This window comes from Microbulbifer mixtoriginis (SeqCode) (genome assembly GCF_052466715.1).
Genome location: NZ_CP174288.1, coordinates 2956752 through 2976130, shown reverse-complemented (window position 1 = coordinate 2976130; position 19379 = coordinate 2956752). Strand labels below are relative to the sequence as shown.

The window sequence follows — 19379 nt, the reverse complement described above, 5'->3', positions numbered from 1 at the left end:
GACGTGTAAGGTAGCGCTCTTTTGGCGCGGCGGCTCTTAGTGCGTCGATAGTTTTGGAGGCTTACTGAACATGCGAATTATTCTCTTGGGGGCACCGGGGGCCGGTAAAGGCACTCAGGCACAATTCATAACAGAGAAGTTCGGCATTCCGCAGATCTCCACCGGCGATATGCTTCGCGCTGCGGTGAAAGCGGGCACACCTCTCGGCTTGCAGGCAAAAGACATCATGGAGGCCGGCAAGCTGGTTTCCGACGACCTGATTATTGCCCTGGTGAAAGAGCGCATCGCTGAGGCAGATTGTGCAAATGGATTCCTTTTCGATGGTTTCCCCCGCACTATTCCCCAAGCGCAAGCACTGCTGGATGCCGATGTGCATATCGATCATGTGCTGGAAATTGCTGTGGACGATGAAGAAATCGTCAAGCGCTTGTCTGGGCGTCGCGTGCACGAGGGTTCAGGCCGCGTCTATCACGTTGTGTACAACCCGCCCAAGAGCGAAGGTGTGGATGATGTGACTGGTGAGGCACTGGTACAGCGCAGTGATGATACTGAAGAGACCGTGCGCAAGCGTTTGGCGGTTTATCACGAGCAGACAGCGCCGCTGGTTGGCTTCTACCGAGAGCTGGAAGTGCGCTCCCCTGAGGCAGCTCCGAAATACAGTAAAGTGATGGGAGTTGGCAGCATGGATGAGATCCGCGATAAGGTCATCGAAGCATTGAGCTGATCGCACTGAACATTGTTAAAAAAAGCCCCCGTTTGGGGGCTTTTTTGTATCTTCTCCGATGGTTTCCTTTTTAGTTTCGCAAGCGCTTACCTTGTAGTTGACTGACCAATCATTAAGATGGCCGGCAGGTTATTCCTGGCAAAATTGTATTTCAGACGGGTCTTTGTATGTCCACAGCGATAGTTTTGATGAATCTGGGTACCCCTGCGCAGCCCACGCCGTCCGCCGTAAGAGATTTCTTGCGAGACTTTCTCTCCGACCCCAGGGTAGTGGAAATACCCCGACCACTGTGGCTTACAATACTAAACGGTTTGATATTACCTTTTCGCCCCAAGAGAATTGCTCCGGCTTATGCGGAAATCTGGAATTGCAGCGCGGACGATGCGCAAGTTGAAGGTTCACCACTTCTCTACTATACCCGCCATCAAGCGCAGCTACTGCAAAAGCATTTAAAGGATAAAGGGCGGGATATCGCGGTAGAGTATGCCATGACTTACGGTGAACCGCGCCTCGATAAAGTTATTGAAAGCTTGCGATCAAAAGGCTATGAGTCCTTTGTTGTTTTCCCTTTATATCCGCAGTATTCGGCTACCACTACTGCTGCAATATATGATCAAGTGGCGCAAATTTTCCGAAAGAGTCGTGATATTCCGGATATTTCCCTGGTTCGTGATTATTACCACAACCCTTTATATATTAAATCTCTCGCCAACTCTGTCAGGGAGCACTGGCAGAAACACGGTCAGGCTGAAAAATTAATGCTTTCTTTTCATGGCATCCCCAAAGCAAATGTTGATAAAGGGGACCCCTATTTACGCCATTGTCAGGAAACCGCGAGGCTGCTTGCGGAAGAATTACAAATTTCCCCGGAGCGTTGGCAAGTTACTTTTCAGTCACGCTTTGGTAAGGCTGAGTGGTTGCAACCTTATACCGATAAAACTCTGATTGAATGGGGCAAAGGCGGTATCAAGAGTGTTGATGTGATTTGCCCAGCATTTTCGGCCGATTGTTTAGAGACATTGGAAGAAATTTCGGTAGAGAATCGCGCTAATTTTATCGAAGCGGGTGGAAGTGAATACCATTATATTCCCGCGCTAAATTTACGTGCGGATCATATCGAAGCTCTTGCTGCGGTTGTTGAAGATAAGTTGCCAGGCCCAAAATAATTTTTACTTTTAGGTGTTTTGCCTCTTCAAAAGGCAATTTGTTAAGGAAAAGAGACTTATTTGCTGAAAAATTTCTCATTTTTCGCTTTTTTACTTGCAATGCCGTGTATTTTTATTAACTTTGATAAAGTTGTATTGAAATAGGCAGCGCACCGCTCTGTATAAGCAATAAAATAACCCCCGGGTTTTATTCGATAGCTAACAGGCCGCGTTGCCAGCACACTTTTGGAAGTACTTCTTCTTTTTAATGAGGAGACAAGGGATGGCAAGAGTAGTAAAAAAGAGTACACGTGCTAAAAAGGCAACTACATCGACCAAAGCGTCGCCGGTAGTCGTAAAAGCACAGAAAGCCGTGGATGCAGCAAGTAAGTCGCTGGATGCACAAATGGATCGTGTGGCAAAAGCAAAAGCGCGGGCACAAAAAAGTAGTACGGCAGCGGCCAAGGCTTCCTTGACCAGCGCCAATGGTAAAGCAAAAGATTTACGCGCCAAGCTGGCGATGGCAAAAATGGAGCTTGCCAAGGCCAAGACCATGGATGCCGTGCGTCATGCAGAAGAAGCGGCTAAGGAGAAGGTGGCCACCCTTTCTGAAAGCCTTTCTGCCAAGGCAGATAAAGACCTGGCAGCGGCATTGAAGGCGTTCGAAGCGCGCTGGATGAAGTCTCGTGTTAAGGCTCATGCCAAGAAGATCAAAGCCGCCGAGAAAAAAGCTGAGGCTAAGATAAAAGCTGCAGCAAAGAAGGCTGCGACAAAAGCCAAGGAGCTAGAGAAGAAAGCAGCTGCGAAGCTAAAAGCTGATGCTCAAAAAGCTAAAAAGGCGGCGACTAAAAAGACTATTACGGCCAAGAAAGTAGGCCGCCCCAAAAAGGCTGCTTCTGAAACTAAAGCCACCAAGCGTGTAGGGCGCCCCAAGAAGGCCACCTCCGCAGCAAAGCCAGCGAAAAGAGTAGGGCGTCCGAAGAAGTCTGCTAGCAAAGCGGAGGCGGCCAAGAAAACGCCAACTCGTCGAGGGCGCCCACCTAAGGCCGGTACCGCTCGCCGTGGTCGACCACCCAAGAGTGCGGCTTAATTAAACCTCCTCTAGTTCACAGCATGCCTTAGTGGCATGGCTCACTCTTCATCAACCCCGGTTAATACCGGGGTTTTCTCTTTCCTCAATATCGCTAATCTACATGACTAGACCTTGTGACCGTGCCACAATTCACTCCCTTCGATAACCCGGTTTGAAATAGTTGTGAAGATTCTTGCCCTGGATACCACGTCTGGTGCCTGCTCAGTGGCACTTTATAGTAATGGCCAGATTACCGAACGCTTTGTGCAAGCAGAGCGAGACCATACACGGCGCCTGCTACCAATGGTGGATGAGGTATTGGCTGAGGCCCAGTTGAGCCTTCCCGACCTGGATGCCCTTGCTGTAAGCAGGGGGCCCGGCTCATTTACGGGTCTGCGTATCGCTATCAGTTGTGTACAGGGGCTGGCCTTTTCCGCCGATAAGCCAGTAGTGCCGGTTTCCAGCCTTGCCGCTTTGGCCTTGGGGGCCAGAAGGGCGCACCCGCAGTGGGGAGGAGATCCTATTGTCGCTCTGCTCGACGCTCGTATGCAGCAGGTGTACTGGGGTATTTACGGCACCGAGATGCCTAATGACAGCTTGATACCTGAGGCAGTACAGAATCCAGAGCAGGTTCTACTGTCATTGAGTGAGGCCAAGCTGACAAACACATATTACGGTGCCGGTCCCGGTTGGCACTATGAGGCATTAGGCAAGGCTCGAGCGGCAGAGCTGGATCTGAATGCCTTAATCCATGCACGGGATATTGCTGAGCTAGCGGTTCCTCTCTATCGAGCTGGTGCAATGGTATCTGCTGAAGCTTTGGAGCCCGTTTATCTTCGCAATGAAGTTACCTGGCAAAAACGTCAAAAAATTCGACCCTGATAATTCATGGAAATATTTCAGATTGTTGTACTGGCCCTGATCCAGGGCTTGACTGAATTTCTCCCTATTTCAAGCTCGGCACACCTGATCTTGCCTGCAGAAGTTTTAGGGTGGCAGGATCAAGGGCTTGCTTTCGATGTGGCTGTACATTTTGGATCACTGATCGCGGTAGTCACCTATTTTCGAAAAGATATTTGGCTACTCCTGCGCGATGGTTTAGGGGGACTTAAATCGAGGCAATTTAGCGACGAAGGGCGTTTGGCTTGGCTGATTGTGCTGGCTACGATTCCTGTCGGTTTGGTAGGATTAATTTTTAAAGGCTATATAGAAACGCATTTACGCTCAGCAGCAGTTATAGCGGCCACTACAATCGGTTTTGGTCTGTTGCTTTGGTGGGCTGATGTGCGTGGTGCCAGGGTGCAAACCCTAGCGCAACTTAACTGGAAAAAAGCCCTAGTTATTGGTGGTGCGCAAGTATTGGCGCTTATTCCAGGTACTTCCCGCTCGGGTATCACCATGACCGCAGGGCTGATGCTCGGAATGAAGCGCGAAGCTGCTGCGCGCTTTTCTTTCTTGTTATCCATACCGGCCATAGCCCTGCCGGCCATGTTACTGACCTATGATTTACTCGCCCTAGAGTCGGTACCCTGGGGGGATATTTTATTGGGTACTTTGCTTTCTTTTATTAGTGCCTATCTATGTATTCATTTTTTCCTGCAATTTATTAGTCGCATCGGCATGGCGCCATTTGCGATTTACCGCCTGATTTTAGGGGCGGCTCTTATTTGGATGATATGGGGGTAATCAATATGGCAACGGTAGCGTTTATTGGCTTGGGTGTAATGGGTTATCCAATGGCGGGTTACCTGGCAAAAGCGGGTCACTCAGTGCGGGTATATAACCGCACCGCCAGCCGTGCAGAAAAATGGCTGGGCGAGTATGAGGGGGAGAGCTTCGAAACACCTGCTGAGGCCGCAAAAGGTGCAGAGGTGGTGTTTGCCTGTGTGGGTAATGATAACGATTTGCGCCAGGTGGTTGCTGGAGAGCAGGGCGCCTTCGCCACTATGGAAGAGGGCTCACTGTTTGTGGATCACACCACCGCCTCGGCGGATGTTGCCCGTGAACTGGCAGGAATTGGCAAAAAGAAAGGTATCGGCTTTCTCGATGCTCCAGTATCTGGTGGCCAGGCCGGTGCGGAAAATGGGGTTCTCACCGTAATGGTTGGTGGTGAAGAGACAGATTTTGAACGTGTAAAGCCGTTGATAGACACTTTTGCCCGTGCTGTTACCTTATTGGGCCCGGTGGGCAGTGGCCAGCTTTGTAAAATGGTCAACCAAATCTGCATTGCCGGTGTGGTGCAAGGGCTGGCAGAGGGGCTGCATTTTGCTAAAGCGGCAGGGCTGGATGGCGAACAGGTCGTGGATGTAATTTCCAAGGGCGCGGCACAAAGCTGGCAGATGGAAAACCGCTCAAAAACAATGCTGGCCGGTGAATATGATCACGGCTTTGCCGTGGACTGGATGCGGAAGGATTTGGCCATCGTTTTACAGGAAGCCCAGCATAATGGCGCCCTGTTACCGGTGACGGCACTGGTGGATCAATTTTATAGTGAGGTGCAGGCGATCGGCGGTTCTCGCTGGGATACCTCTAGTCTGTTTGCTCGCCTGATGAATGTGCGCTCTTTCGACTGACTTTACCTCCTCTCAAGCCTATAACGGAGCTGGATACTTCTGTTTCCAGCTCTGTATTTCCGTTCCTTGTTGTTTTAGATTCCCATGAAAGTTTTATTGCTCTCGGCCTATGATGCCGACAGTCACAAGCGTTGGCGTAAAGGCCTGGTTGCTGCCTTTCCCGAGTGGCAGTGGACAGTCTTGACACTGCCCCCGCGCTATTTCAGCTGGCGTATACGTGGCAACAGCCTTTCTTGGGCCAGGGGGGAGACGGCACAAATACTAAAGCAACAGTGGGACCTAATTGTTGCCACGTCTATGACCGATCTCAGTGCGTTGCGCGGCTTAGTGCCCGAGATAGTGGGGGTGCCCACAGTGGTCTACTTTCACGAGAATCAGTTTGCCTATCCAGTAAGTTCAGGTGCGTTTCACTCTATAGAGCCACAGCTACTCAATATCTATACCGCGCTAGCCGGTGACCTGTTGCTGTTTAATTCGGAATATAACCGCCGCACCCTGATTGAAGGCGCAGCCAAGCTTTTAAAGCGCTTCCCGGACTGTGTGCCGGTGGGAATTTGTGAAGAAATTACAAGTAAGTCGAAGGTGCTGCCAGTACCACTAGAGGATGCACTCTTTACTCAAGAGTGCACACAAGCTGATTTTTGCTGGGATCACCGCTGGGGGCAGGGTTATCAGGGTGAAGTAAGCGAGGATACGCTAATCATCAGTTGGGCCGCCCGCTGGGAATATGACAAAGGCGCTGACCGTCTGCTGCAAATCCTTCGGGGCCTAAAAGAGAAAAAGGTAAAATTCTTACTCAACCTGATGGGGCAATCCTTTCGTAATAGCCCAAAAGAGTTTGAGCAGATACAACGGGAGTTTAGTGAGAATTTGCTGGTGGTGGGGTACGTGGAGAGTGAATCTCTATACCGACAAACCTTGCATAACAGCCATGTATTTCTATCTACTGCATACCACGAATTTCAGGGATTGGCGGTAATGGAGGCCGCCGTAGCAGGTTGTACGCCATTAGTGCCGGATGAGCAGTGTTATCCGGAATTTTATCCTGAAGGGTTGCGTTATCTGGAGGTGAGTAATGCGGTTGCAAGGCTCGAAACTATGGCTAACAAGATTCATTGTGGAGCAAGATTAGTAAAGGTAGATTTTCAAACTATTTCATGGAGAAGCAATAGGAGTAAATATTATTGTGCTTTAAATTGTCCCGCTACCGATATTATCAGCCATTAACACCTGATAACTGAGCGATTAAGAGTCGCTGCGCTTTCTGGTACTTTGTGGGTTTTGCAAGCACTACCGCTGCTGATGAGATCAGTTAACCCATTCTGAAGCAAAATAGATTTAATTATAAGCGAGTGAAAGGTTGTAATTAATATCTTTTTCTTTAGGTCCCGCTGAGAAACCAGGGATTTATTCATAGATTACGTATATAAACCATATTGCCATTTATGGTTTATATCAGCTGAAGTGATTTATAAGCACCGCTATAAATTACATTTATTGTGCCCTTAATCACCGGTTCACAAGGGCTATAGGGAAAGAAAAAATGTGACTTTTAGGGGTGCTCTTAGTTTATTAAGCTATTGCAAAGTTCCTGATGGCTATAGATAAGAATAAGGAAATTCTGACTATCTTGCCGTTGAAATCCTAAGAATCATTTTTCCTCTTATTGTTAATGCTTGACATTAGCTGAAGCAGGATTAGATACGGTTGCTTGATAATGTTTTCGCCGTTGGAGCTTAAATTCGAATGTCATAATTTAGCCTCACTTAGTTACATTCATAGAGTTCTCAGTGCGGCGACAGTAAACATTTTGCCGGCATGAAAAGATATGGCATTCTGCTTTTTCAAAGAAAATGTGGGATGGTGCGCGCACCCTGCAATTGTTAATTCTAAAGGTGCGGGTGGCCATAAGGTTAATTTGGGTGTCAGTGTTTTTGCATTTTCCTTTTGGCGACAAAGATGCCTGTGGACTTTTCTTGGCTGGATTTTTTTGCTCCATAGGTTAAATATTCTAATTCAATATTTTTCTGAAAACTGATAAAATAACTAGCAAGTTTCTTAGAATTTCGTTTTTTCTGCATATGAAGAGGCTGGGGCGTTTGATTTTCACCTATCCTTTTAATTTGGGAGTTATTTTTTTGGGTAATTTTAAGGTTTACGGAATTGTAAAATATTTGATTGCATTACTTTTCCTGTTAAATGTGGTCGTGGCTCATGCAAACGAATATCTGAATGGGCCAGATCAGTCTGCAAGTGGAACCTACACTCTTAAAGTAGATTGGACCCATATTGATAAAGCTCAAATAAAGGAATATAAGAAAGGTGTTGGCCTGCTTAGGAAATTAGAGTTAACTCACGGTAATCATGTGGAGGCCAAAAGGTACAGCGACGGTATTTATACATATGAGACATCAGTATATCTTAGTAACGAATCTAATTTAGATTGGCCTGTTACCGATCATGATGTAGTTGAGGTACTTCGGCCTCCCTCCTCTCCGACTAGCGTTACCATCAGTCAAACAAATGGTAACTTGGGCAACAAGATTAAGTTGATTTGGGCTGGTGTATCAAATGCCGATTATTATGATGTAGAGTTTCGCGTTAATGCTGGTCCTTGGCAAGATCTGGCCGAAGTTGATATTGGTGAGCCGAATGAACTTGAGAATGAGTTGCAATATATAGGTAGGGTAGAATATCAGGTTAAGGCTTGTAGATTTAGTCCATATGGCACCGGTAAATATGCATGTAGTGGTGGACAGGTAACGGATGAGGTAGTTGTATCGGAGGGCAGTGGTAGTGGCAGTCATTCCGTAGATTTCCCTATAGATCGGTACGGATACGCTGTTTTTAGTGGCGATTTTAATAATGATGGTTTGCAAGATTATCATTTTTACAGTCGGGAAAGATTGTTAATTCTGCATGGTGATATTGCTACCCCAATCACCCTTTCTCCGAATCCTGCCTTTAGTATATATCATTGGGATAACGGAGTTTTTTCTCCGTTCCATCTTTTACGCCATGAGAGTGTTTCTAATATAGCATTGAGTGATGCTGCCCAACTAATAGAAGGTGTTGATTATTTCGTTGGTGATTTTGATGGAGATGGAAAAGTCGACTTTCTTTTTCGGGGGCAAATGGCGGGTGAAAGGCCATTTATTGTTCATGGAGTTAACCAATTTAGTTATCCAGCCGAAGTTGATAGTTTTCCAGTAGATGCAGAGCTTACTAAACTTATCAATGATCGAAGTAATACCATCTATATAGATCGTATCGATAATAATGGTTCAGATGACTTAGTTGTTAAATCAGGGAACTCTTTTATTGCCGATTCTGCTTATCTCTCTGTGGCTGGAATGCCAAAAACCGAGCGGGAGTTAATTGAGCCAGAAACCAAGCCTGTAAATCTGGCTGGGCGCATGAATGGAAAGTCTGGTGTAACACCCTCTGGTGCGGCCTCTTACACTATACCAATTGAAGTCCCGCAGGGCTCGGGTGGGCATACACCTCAGTTAGCACTTAGTTATTCTAGTCAGGGCGGTAATGGGCTCTTGGGCAAGGGGTGGACCTTGTCTGGCTTATCATCAATTCAAAAATGTATGAGTTCTATAGCCCGTGACAATATTAAAGTAGCGAATAAAAATAAGAATAAATTTTGCCTGGATGGCCAGCGACTTATGGTGGTTGATGGTTATACTTACGGGGAGGCTGGAGCCGCCTATCACACAGAGATAGATTCCTTCCGGAGAGTTGTTGCAGTGGGTGGCGATGGGGCGAATCCCAGCTCTTTTCGTGTGGAATCGAAAGATGGCAAAATTTCTACTTATATTAAGAAGACAGACGAATCTTATTTTCTGACAGAAGTAGTGGATAGTTCAGGGAATAATAAGATAGTTTATTCCTATATTGAGAATGATAGTTATGGATATCGTATAGATAAAATTCAGTACGCTTTTGGCTCTAACTCTAAAGCCGGTGCGTATATTCAGTTTCACTATGCCGGTCGCCCTGATGTTACTCCTTCAAGACTCTCTTTAGGGGAAAAAGAGCTTAAGCGTCGTATATCTCGTATTCAGGTTTTTAATGATAACGAAGAATATCGATCATACTATGTTAATTATAATAAACGTTCCAAATATTCTTATGAAGCTGCTTTTAGTCGTGTAGCTAATATTCAAGAGTGTGTCAGTTCATATTGTCTCGAGCCTACAGAATTCGAGTGGAATATTGAAAGTGGACTAGGTTATTCAGCGAACTACTTGTATGTTAAGGATTTTGTTGAAAATGCAAACAAGTTTCGTCGTGGACGTGTAGCAGATGTAAATGCTGACGGTAAAGCCGACTATGTTTGGATCTATAAGAATGGAGATGATGATAAGTTCTTTAAGGTGTCTCTTTCTGATGGAACTCGATGGGTCACTCAAAATTTTGCACTGCATGCGCACTCTACTGCGCGCAATATGTGGAGTTTAATGGACTATGATGGCGATAGTCAGTTGGACTTGATTCACGCTACTGAGAATGGGTGGCGCGTTCAGCTCTTTGATGGGGTGGGCTTTTCCGGCGGTACAATCAATCTCGAAACTGCTGTAGATAATCCTGAGCAATCACTTCACTTGGATATCACAGGTGATGGTTTGGCGGATTTTGTTGCCCGTTCGAGCAATAAGAAAGAGTTGCATATTTATTATGCGAAACCTAAGCCCACGGGCGGCGTTACATATTCCTCTAACCCTGATGAGGTTGCTTTAGTTTTTGATTTTTCTTTATGGGAATCAAAGTATGAGATTGAGAGTTTAAAGTCTTATAGGCTTCAGGATACTACAGGGGATGGTGTAGCCGAGATTATTTTTGCAGGTAGGGAAACAAATAGAACTTCTTATTTAGCATGGTTTCGAACTTCTAGACAGGTCACCACAAATAAACTTTTTGCTCATCCATTCGGTTTGGGAGGGGACAATGTAAATGATTATCTGAAATATAATTATTTGCCTGCCGATTTTAACCAGGATGGCCTTTCGGATATGGTTTTTCAAAATCATGAAGATAATTGGTTTTATTTTATTCGGGGGGTTGGTTCTGAACTGGATAGTATTCCTTTACCTGAAATTAATAATGACACCGTCGACCTTGTTGATTTCAACTTTGATGGGTACTTGGATTTAGTATGGGCAGATGGGAACTTGACGGTAATGTTGTGGAACGGCACCGGGTTCGATGCTCCTATTAAAACAACTTTACCTGGATACAGTAGTAGTAAGGACTTTAGAGAATTTGCTGACTTAGATGGTGATGGATATCTTGAGTATATTGCTATACATGATGGGGATAATAATCATAATATGAGATATTATTCGCCCTTGGCTAGCGTATCAGGCAATAACGTCATCAAAAAAATTACCCATGGTTATGGGGAAGAAAGTGAATTTACCTATAAGCCCTTAACCGATACGAGTGTCTATATCAAGCGCCAGAATGGTGGCAAGTTCAATTGGGGGCTTCCGGTATTTGATATCACAGGTTCGGCCTATGTGGTTTCTGAGCATAAATTCTCTCTGCCTACCTCAGCCAATGCCAATAATACAGAACGCACTACTTATAAATACGAAGGCTTGCGTGTCCAAGGTGGTGGCCGTGGTAACCTGGGCTTTGAGAAGATAACCACTACCGATAGCCGAACGGGTTACTCCGTTACCACATTTGCACAGGAATTCCCCTATACGGGCATGCCGCTAAACGTAAGGAAGTACAGCCCCCAAGGTAAGCTTCTTTATAGCCAGGATAACAAGCTGAATAAACGCGGCGGTACCAGTGCTCCATACTGGCCCTACGTAGAGACCTCCACCACAAACTTTTACCTGTTAAAAGACAATGGCGCCTCCGCTGGTGCCCGTTATAAAACCGTCGTTACCGAAAGTGATTATGATGATTATGGAAACCTGAAGGAATCTACGGTAACCACTAAAAATGCATCGGGCCAAGTGGTGCAAACCGTCAAACAGGAGAATGGTTTTGATGGGCAGAGTTGGTATCGGGAGAAGGGCCGGGTCACCAATACCAAAATTACCACAACGCGTGGTAATGATGTGGAAACGAGGGAAGTCTCTTTTGAATACTACGACTCAGGCAGTAAATACGGCCTGTTGAAAGCGGAACATATCGAACCCAATTATAGTGGCTCGGATGCCGATGCAATCAAGTTAACTACCGTCCATACTTATGACGATTATGCCAATCGTTTGACCACTACCAAGACCGCTGCCGGTGAGCCCACGCGTATTACGCGCTCTGAGTACGACGCTCAAAAGCGCTATATCAATAAGGTAAGGGATGCGGATAATCGTCTGCTCAGTGAGGTGATCAGCCGTAATAATATGGGCTTGCCGACGGAAACCCGCGCCTATTTGGATGCTTACGGGGCAAGCTATGTAACCACCCGTATTGAGTACGATGCCCTTGGCCGCGAGATTTACCGGGTTTCAGATAGCGCCCCCTGGGTGCGCACTGAGTATAAAACCTGTACCTCAAGTAGTTGCAGCCTCGGAGCAGCTAAAACTTATGTAGTGACTACCAGTGAAACCGGCGCTCACAGCACTGTGTATTTCGATATGCAGGGCCGCCAACTGCGTCAAGAGTCTACAGGTTTGACCCAAAATCAAATCATCGTAACTGATACAGAGTACGATGATATGGGCCGTGTAGAGCGCCAGAGTGAACCCTATATTAAGGGCTCCACAGCGCAATACTGGACGGTAAATCAGTACGATATTAACTCCAGGGTGACTTCCGTAAAGCTGCCTGATGACAAAAAGGTTGTGCACAGCGAGCCAGTACTGGCAAGCAATTTAGTGGTGAGTACCGGAACCAATCCTGGCGGCCAGAAACGTACAGAGAAAACTAATGTGCTCGGGGAAACTGTCTATGTGCAGGATCACTACCAAGGCACGGTGGAGTATCGCTACGATGCGGTGGGTAATGTTAAGGACGTCGTAAGCCATGGCCGCTCAGGGGAGAACCTGGGTATTACTATCTCCGCCAAATACGATGCGCGTGGCCGTAAGATTTTTATGTCTGACCCAGACAAAGGCGACTGGATTTATTCTTATAACGCCTTTGGTGACCTGCTTGTGCAGGAAGATGGCAAAGGTCAAAGAGTGGTTACGCAGTATGACCGCTATGCACGCCCCTTACGCCGCACCGATTACCTCTCTTCCGGCAAGGAGGAAGGTCACACCCGCTGGTATTACGATGATAAGGACTCCGCCGGTCAAACTGTAGCTAATGCCTTGGGTAAGGCGACTGCGGTTGTTATGTCAGCCAGCGCGAATGATGAGCAATGCTACGCGGGTTCAACACATTACTGTGCCGTTTATGAGTATAAGCATGTTGCGGGTTTGCAAACCTCTGTTGGTGTTGCCGTAGGTGCTGTGGGTAGTGAAGAGTCATTCTTCAGTTCCACCGGATACGATCGATTCGGCCGTCCCGAATACCAATACGATGCCTTAAACGGTGAAGTACTGAATGATTCAAATAAGATAACCAGCGGAATCCGAGAACACTACACCAATACCGGTGCCCTGGAATTTGTATCAGACCTCAATACCGGGCGCGAAGTGTACCGAGTGATCGGCAGCAACAGCCGCAGCCAGGTAACGGACTTCGATATCAATAGCGGTAAGGTGCGTGTAAAGAACGGCTACGATGCAGCCACTGGACGCCTGCTGTCTCAGAAAGCGGATAACTCTGCACAAGCTTCCACAGTGCAGCAAATGGCTTATACCTGGGATTCCGTAGGCAACCTGGTTAGCCGCAATAACCAGCGCAGCGGCAAGAAGGAGTCTTTCTGTTACGACCACCTAAACCGCCTGTTGCGAGTCAACTCCGGAACTACCAGTACCGCAAGCTGTAATCCCAATGCCACTGTTACCCAATATCAGTACGACAGCATCGGTAACATCCTCAGTAAAGATGGTGTGGCCTACCTGTATGAGAGTACCAAGCCCCATGCGGTAACCAGTGCTGGTGCGGTTGATTACGCTTATAACGACAAAAACGGGAACCTGACTTCAGATGGTACCGGCCGGGTATTTAACTACACGACTTTTGATAAACCATCCCTGATCAATAACAAGCAATCAGGTGATAGCACTGCCTTCACTTATGGTCCAGAGAGAGCACGCTATAAGCGTGTGGATAATCGATCCGATGGTGAAGTGCTAACCACCGTGTACCTGGGCGGCGTTGAGCGTATCCATCATAAATCTGATGGCAAGTACCGCTGGAAGCGCTATTTGCCCGGTGGTGCTGTGTTTACTTATGTGACGGATGCCGCTTATAAGCAAGAGTCCCTGACGGAGCGCTATCTGCTTACTGACCATATCGGCTCAACCGATGTGGTGCTGGATGCGAACGGTAATATTCTGCAAAGCCAGAGTATGGCTTTTGACCCCTGGGGTAAGCGCCGCGATACAAACTGGAAATCCCTGGAAATCAGTGATCTGGTCGGTAGCGATTACCTGCTGTTGGATAGCTTGAACGACGTTACTACCCGTGGCTTTACCGGCCATGAGATGGTGGATGCTTTAGGCATTATCCATATGAACGGCCGTATCTACGATCCGAACCTGGGCCGCTTCCTACAGGCCGACCCCATGATCGACGGTGTGGAGGACACCCAGGGCTATAACCGCTATAGCTATGTAAAAGGTAATCCGCTCACCCTGACAGATCCCACTGGCTACTATGGCATCAATGACTTTTTTGATGATGCCAATGAGATTTTGGATGATGTGTTGGGTGGCTTGGGAGGCTCCTTCGAAATCGGCGTCACTTATGGGCCGGGTGGGACTACCACAAGCGTCAGTGCTGCAAACTTTTGGGCTCAGCCCGGAATGGGGGGCGCTTCTACTCCTGAAGGATCAGTGCCTGGCGCATTTGGTGGCTCCTCTGAAAAAGAAGAAGAGAGCTTCCTGGATCGAATTACTATTCAAGGTACTCCGTTGAATGGAGGTGGTTATGATAGTGAGATTGCTCACGATACAACCGAACATTTAAGTGGGGGCGCGTCTGCGGTAGGAAATAATAGCAATAGTCGATTAAGCTCTGCCGAGGCTGTGTCAGTGATGGCGAGGGTCTTTGTAGATAACTGGTATTCGATTGTTAGTGATGCTGTTAAAGGGGCCTATCAGCATAACCCTGCCGGGGCCTTTTTTACTTCAGTAATCGGTGCTGAGGATGCTGTTACGGCTGTTGGTGATTTATCCAGTGGACAGTATGGTGCTGCAGCTGTTGGTGCAGGGATGGTTTTGGTTAAGCCATTAAAGATTGGGGATAAACTTCTTGATGCTACAAATGGAAGACTTCAAGGGCTAGCTGAAGAAATTCGGAGTTCAGGAAATCATGCTGCGCCTCGCAATAATCGAACTATTGCTGTTGGTGAGGACGTAAATGGGAATTTATTTGCCGGGTCGAGCAATGGCTTTGATGCTGGACAGCGTGCTGCTGCAGACGCATTGGGAATTAAAAGAGTTCCTTCGCGAAGAGGTACCCACGCTGAAGAAGATTTAATGCATTATGTAAATGGGCTTAAAAAAGTTGGTACCTCTAAAAGATCCCCGTGTGGTGCTAGTGAGCATAATTGCGCAGCACAGTTATTAAAACGTGGAATAGAAGTTGACAATCTCTAACTATATGAGGTAACTAGAATTATGTATCCTTTAGAGCGAGTTATTGAGGGTATAAATAATCAATTGGACAAGCTTCCAAGTCCGATGGTGGGGATTTTCTTTTTAAGTTGTGCAGAGCGATTATTCCCTCTGTTTGAGGAGTTTTCTCTAAAAAACAGCTGGGGAGATGCAAATTTACTCCGCGATATTATTAACTCTTTGTGGACTCAATGGGATTCGGAAGGTTTGTTAAGCTACCGTGATCTCGCTGAGAAAGTGAACGCCCAACTACCTGATACTGATAAGTATGATAACCTTGAGGCGACATTTGCTCAGAGCTTATGTATTAGTGTTGATGCATCCTTGAGGGCTTTCTCCGGAAAGCCAGTGCCTAGTCTCGTTGAATATGTGTTTGAACCTATTAAAATGGCAATATGCTATAAAAAAACAGGATACCTTGATGTGGGTTCTGACGGTGAGAGCGAGTTCGAGGAATATTTGATTAATACAGAGCTGATGAAGAAAGAAATACACTTTCAAGAAGAAGTTATCGCCTTCATAAGCTCCCCATCAAAATTAAGTGTGGGTGCGTTGAGGTTACTCAGAGCGGCTGCATTAGACAATAAGTGGTCGATTGCAAAGTTAACTCAATAATGTAGAAAATAAGAAGGTCGAGGTCAATGTAGAATGATGAGGCCAATTAAATTTATACAGAGACTAGCTCTTATTTTTAGCGGTCATAAATTTAAGGGAGAATTTATGGCTTGGCTATATATCAAGTTAACTTATTGTGCATAAATGCTGATTGCCTGTTGGTGGACGTATCGTATATGAAAAGAAAAGAGTTGTTTATGCGTTTAAAGACTTTGATATCAACGCTGTTTTTGTCAGCACCCGCACTCAGCGCAGATTTCACTTTTGAAATTTGCCAAATTTAGGCAACCAATAGTGAGGCGTTTATTAAAAGCTGCAGTAACTATGTCTCATATAATAAATGTGAAAATGGAGGATGGATTGCATGGCCTTTGCAGGAAGGTAAAGGCGAAGCCATGTATGCACGGCATTGACAGCTTTTAGTTTGGTAAAAGATGTGCAGATACGTGTAGATGGTGAGACTTGTTTAGGGTTGTATGACGCTACCTCAATGATTCGTATCGTTAAGTAGATATTATAGATCTGAGATACAGTCGTGCAGTATTGAGAATACGGAAAATCTACCCCTGCTAATTATTATGGTGAGGAGGAAAAGAACCTTGTAGGCAAGGGGGGAATTTGGGGTTAATATTGTTAAATAATATAAGGTTCGTTAACAAATATTTAAAATTCAGCGGCATCTTTTGTCTTAAATTGTCGCTGTATTCTTAGTAAATTGGTGATTTTTCGAATTATTTTAAGAGGTGTATATGAAAAAAATATTGGTGGCATCATTGGCTTATTTTGTTCCAGTAATGGGGTTGGCGGAAGAGTGGATCACTCACACCGATACAGTAGTTTCAATTGATATTTGGCCGAGTAGTGCCACTGATGACTGGGGGATAAAGTTTTCTCCAACTACCCAGGCGCATAGCGTTTGCCCGGATGGTTTTTATATTCCACTGGAGGCAAAAAACAAAGATGTAACCTACAGCGCCGTGTTAACGGCCTTGAGTGCTGATAAAAAAGTGGCGGTACAGTTTAAGCCTTCCATGGCGCTTAATGGCAGCTGCAAGGCGAATCGTGTTACGCTGAAAAAGTAAACTGCCTTTGCTTATTTAGGGTGAATATGTTCTGTAATTGAAGAAACTGATTTCTTAGGTTGATCTTAAGCGTGAAATGAAAGTACAAGTCCTAAATTCTTAGGATCTTTCTTTTGATATCGTGCTGAGCTCGCCAATAAGTATGCATCTTTTTCACGTTGGTTAATGTCGAGTATTTATAAAGAAAGAAGAGAAAATGTCTTTTAGAGTGTTGTTTAAAAAAATATCCTGCTTGTTACTGCTCTCTCTCACTTCCAGCGCTGCTCTTGCGCTGGATGATGAGGGTAAGGAAATTCGCTTGGTGGAAGCCCTTAGTGGCGACATGATTTATGTACACCTAAAAGAGCCTACTAGTAAAAAGTCAAGTTGTTCAAAATATGAGACGATTATTGCTTGTTCAACAGCGAACAACTCTTTTTGCTCGCATGCGCTCTCTATTGCCCTGGCTGCCCAGGCATCTAACCGAACAATTGATTTTCAGATTAGCGAAGCCTCATGTATTGGTAGTGCGGCTGAATTCACCAGACTACGTATGCGCTAATTAATTTTACTGGTCGCTAAATATAATATGAACGTAGCGAAATTTAATGATTGGTTAAATTATATATTAGCGTCTAGTTGAGTTTATTGTAAAAGTCTCATCTTGAGTCAGTAATTGCTAACTAATCGGGGGGATGTATTCAGGATTTCTTTGCTTTTGAGGTGAGCAGGTTTGAACGCAAAGAACTGGTTGATGCCTAGGGTAATAGTTAGAGTTTCTATTGATAAATTTCTGCTAAAGGCGTGGTTTGGTATTTTTCAAGGATGACGGTTATATATCAATCCTTATAGTATGCCTAGCTTATTAGTTAGGCAGCTAGCCAATTTTAGATTGGATGGCTGCCTCTTTGCTTTATCGGCATCGAATAAGGTGATGTGGAAATCTAGAGCTTATTTGGAAAGCGATATATTGTAGCCCTTACATCTATTATTGCCATCTGCGCCGTCCCAGTCATACCAGACCATAACTTTCTTGTCAGCCATAAATGCGGCTAATAGGGCTGTATACTGTTCATCTTTATTCGGCTGGCTTGAGGGAACTATAAAACCTTTCGCGTTACCTATATTAAAGTTACAGGTGCATGAGCTTGAACTCGATGGCTCTATCTCATAGTACAGGTAATCATTGGCTTCTACCCATACTTTAGAAACCGTGCCTGTGCAACCAGCTGCAGTTGAGGTGGCTGCCCCAGTGATACTTGAACTAAAAAGCAATGAAATTGCGGATCCAGCTTTAACAATATTTCTCATGTTGTTTTCTATAAAAGGTTTTATGCAAATCTTATAATGTAAAAGTGTAATAACTATTCAATAATTGTACAGTTGAAGGGGGGGTGTATCAATTTTTATTTATGGTTAGGATTTGCTTTGACCTATAGGTATTTATGTGTGGGGGCAATAAGATTTTAGGCCTATTAATGCGGAAATCCTCCAGTCAACAAGCCCCTACACTATCGCCAAATATACCGAGTACTGTGGGGCAAGAAGATAAAGGATTAGTCTAATGTTTCTATGCTGTTCAGTGTAATTCTAGCGAAGTAAAGCTGGTGTATCCTCCAAAACAGGTTTCACCGGCAGATCCAAATTCAACAGCTTGTCCCGTAGTTTTGGCTGTAAGTAAAATTGATAAAGCTGCTTGGACATTCTGTGAGGTGTTTCCTGAACCATCCCACCTTAGGGAGGAATTATTCCCGCAATTTGCTTTATCTTCAATTGTTTCATTCAAGTAGACAAAGCAGTGATTGTGGTCAATGTGACAGCCGACTTTCCGAACTGTACTAGTGATGCTGCCAGCAAAGGCATCATAGGTAAACAAAAAGGAAGCTAAAGCAAATATGGCGGATTTTAATTTCATATCCTAATTCTCCATAGAAACTATTTTCGTATGATTCACGGCGGATCGCCCAGGAAATTTGTCTTTTGATGCCACTGTTAGCTTTCTATTATTACGTATTTGAATCCCTGTGAAAACCTTTAGATGCTAATAAATACTAGTACTTTTCTGCAAAAGAAGCTTACTTCTAGCGCCTGCTGATAAAAAGTTGTTGAACTTTTAGATGTACTTTTTATTAATATCTGCTGTAGGTGAGTATGGTAGGTAATACAAGTAATTTAAATTAAAAGTTTTATTGCTCATTTTCCCTTCTAACAATAATTTCTAGGGTGCTAAATATTAGTGTTGTTATAGCCACTTTGTAATTGTTTAGAGTTGCCATTGGATCTTGAAGGTATAGCAAGAGTAATAGTTTAAGGTTTATCCCTTGGTTGTTAACTTTGATTAAAAGGCAAACAGACTGGTATTGATTTAGGTGGGGTAGATATGGTAATGATCATCTTAACGAGAGTTATTAAATTTGATGTTTAAAGCGGTCAGTGAAATTGTGCATATACAATAGGCAGTAGCCCCATATCATTTAACTCGAAGACA

The 19379-nt window shown here is 45.1% G+C and carries 13 protein-coding genes; 11 read left to right on the top strand and 2 right to left on the bottom strand.

The genetic code is table 11. From position 1 onward, the window contains the following. Positions 1 to 70 precede the first annotated feature (70 nt). The 11 genes from adk to ACJJH9_RS13090 all read left to right on the top strand — a co-directional run bounded on the left by adk (position 71) and on the right by ACJJH9_RS13090 (position 17453). Positions 71 to 724, top strand: a complete 654-nt coding sequence (gene adk, locus ACJJH9_RS13140; protein ID WP_444884231.1) for an adenylate kinase — start codon at positions 71 to 73, stop codon at positions 722 to 724. Between the two features lie 167 nt (positions 725 to 891). Further along, positions 892 to 1890 carry a ferrochelatase gene (hemH, locus tag ACJJH9_RS13135; protein WP_444884232.1) on the top strand — a complete coding sequence of 333 codons (999 nt, stop codon included), beginning with the start codon at positions 892 to 894 and terminating at the stop codon, positions 1888 to 1890. A 262-nt stretch (positions 1891 to 2152) separates the two neighbouring features. Next, positions 2153 to 2959: a hypothetical protein gene (locus tag ACJJH9_RS13130; RefSeq protein ID WP_444923043.1), complete on the top strand. Its 807-nt coding sequence runs from the start codon at positions 2153 to 2155 to the stop codon at positions 2957 to 2959. A gap of 165 nt (positions 2960 to 3124) precedes the next feature. Then, the gene (gene tsaB / locus ACJJH9_RS13125; protein ID WP_444923042.1) at positions 3125 to 3823 is read left to right on the top strand and encodes a tRNA (adenosine(37)-N6)-threonylcarbamoyltransferase complex dimerization subunit type 1 TsaB; all 699 of its coding nucleotides are present in this window, start codon (positions 3125 to 3127) and stop codon (positions 3821 to 3823) included. Between the two features lie 6 nt (positions 3824 to 3829). Further along, positions 3830 to 4627, top strand: a complete 798-nt coding sequence (locus ACJJH9_RS13120) for an undecaprenyl-diphosphate phosphatase (protein ID WP_444884234.1) — start codon at positions 3830 to 3832, stop codon at positions 4625 to 4627. Positions 4628 to 4632: 5 nt separating this feature from the next. Then, positions 4633 to 5514, top strand: a complete 882-nt coding sequence (locus tag ACJJH9_RS13115; RefSeq protein ID WP_444923041.1) for an NAD(P)-dependent oxidoreductase — start codon at positions 4633 to 4635, stop codon at positions 5512 to 5514. Positions 5515 to 5598: 84 nt separating this feature from the next. After that, positions 5599 to 6741, top strand: coding sequence for a tRNA-queuosine alpha-mannosyltransferase domain-containing protein (locus ACJJH9_RS13110; protein ID WP_444923040.1), 1143 nt, complete (start codon positions 5599 to 5601; stop codon positions 6739 to 6741). A 911-nt stretch (positions 6742 to 7652) separates the two neighbouring features. After that, the gene (locus ACJJH9_RS13105) at positions 7653 to 15197 is read left to right on the top strand and encodes an FG-GAP-like repeat-containing protein (RefSeq protein WP_444923039.1); all 7545 of its coding nucleotides are present in this window, start codon (positions 7653 to 7655) and stop codon (positions 15195 to 15197) included. Positions 15198 to 15218: 21 nt separating this feature from the next. Then, positions 15219 to 15830 (top strand): DUF416 family protein, encoded by a 612-nt coding sequence (locus ACJJH9_RS13100; RefSeq protein WP_444923038.1) that lies wholly within the window; start codon positions 15219 to 15221, stop codon positions 15828 to 15830. Positions 15831 to 16579: 749 nt separating this feature from the next. Next, the gene (locus ACJJH9_RS13095) at positions 16580 to 16912 is read left to right on the top strand and encodes a hypothetical protein (RefSeq protein ID WP_444923037.1); all 333 of its coding nucleotides are present in this window, start codon (positions 16580 to 16582) and stop codon (positions 16910 to 16912) included. Positions 16913 to 17108: 196 nt separating this feature from the next. Further along, positions 17109 to 17453, top strand: a complete 345-nt coding sequence (locus ACJJH9_RS13090; RefSeq protein WP_444923036.1) for a hypothetical protein — start codon at positions 17109 to 17111, stop codon at positions 17451 to 17453. Positions 17454 to 17842: 389 nt separating this feature from the next. Here the strand turns inward: ACJJH9_RS13090 and ACJJH9_RS13085 are convergent, their stop codons facing one another. Then, entirely contained in the window at positions 17843 to 18202 is a 360-nt protein-coding gene (locus tag ACJJH9_RS13085) for a hypothetical protein (RefSeq protein ID WP_444923035.1), read from the bottom strand. A gap of 268 nt (positions 18203 to 18470) precedes the next feature. Further along, a complete protein-coding gene (locus ACJJH9_RS13080; protein ID WP_444923034.1) occupies positions 18471 to 18806 on the bottom strand; it encodes a hypothetical protein in 336 nt (111 codons plus the stop codon). Positions 18807 to 19379 lie beyond the last annotated feature (573 nt).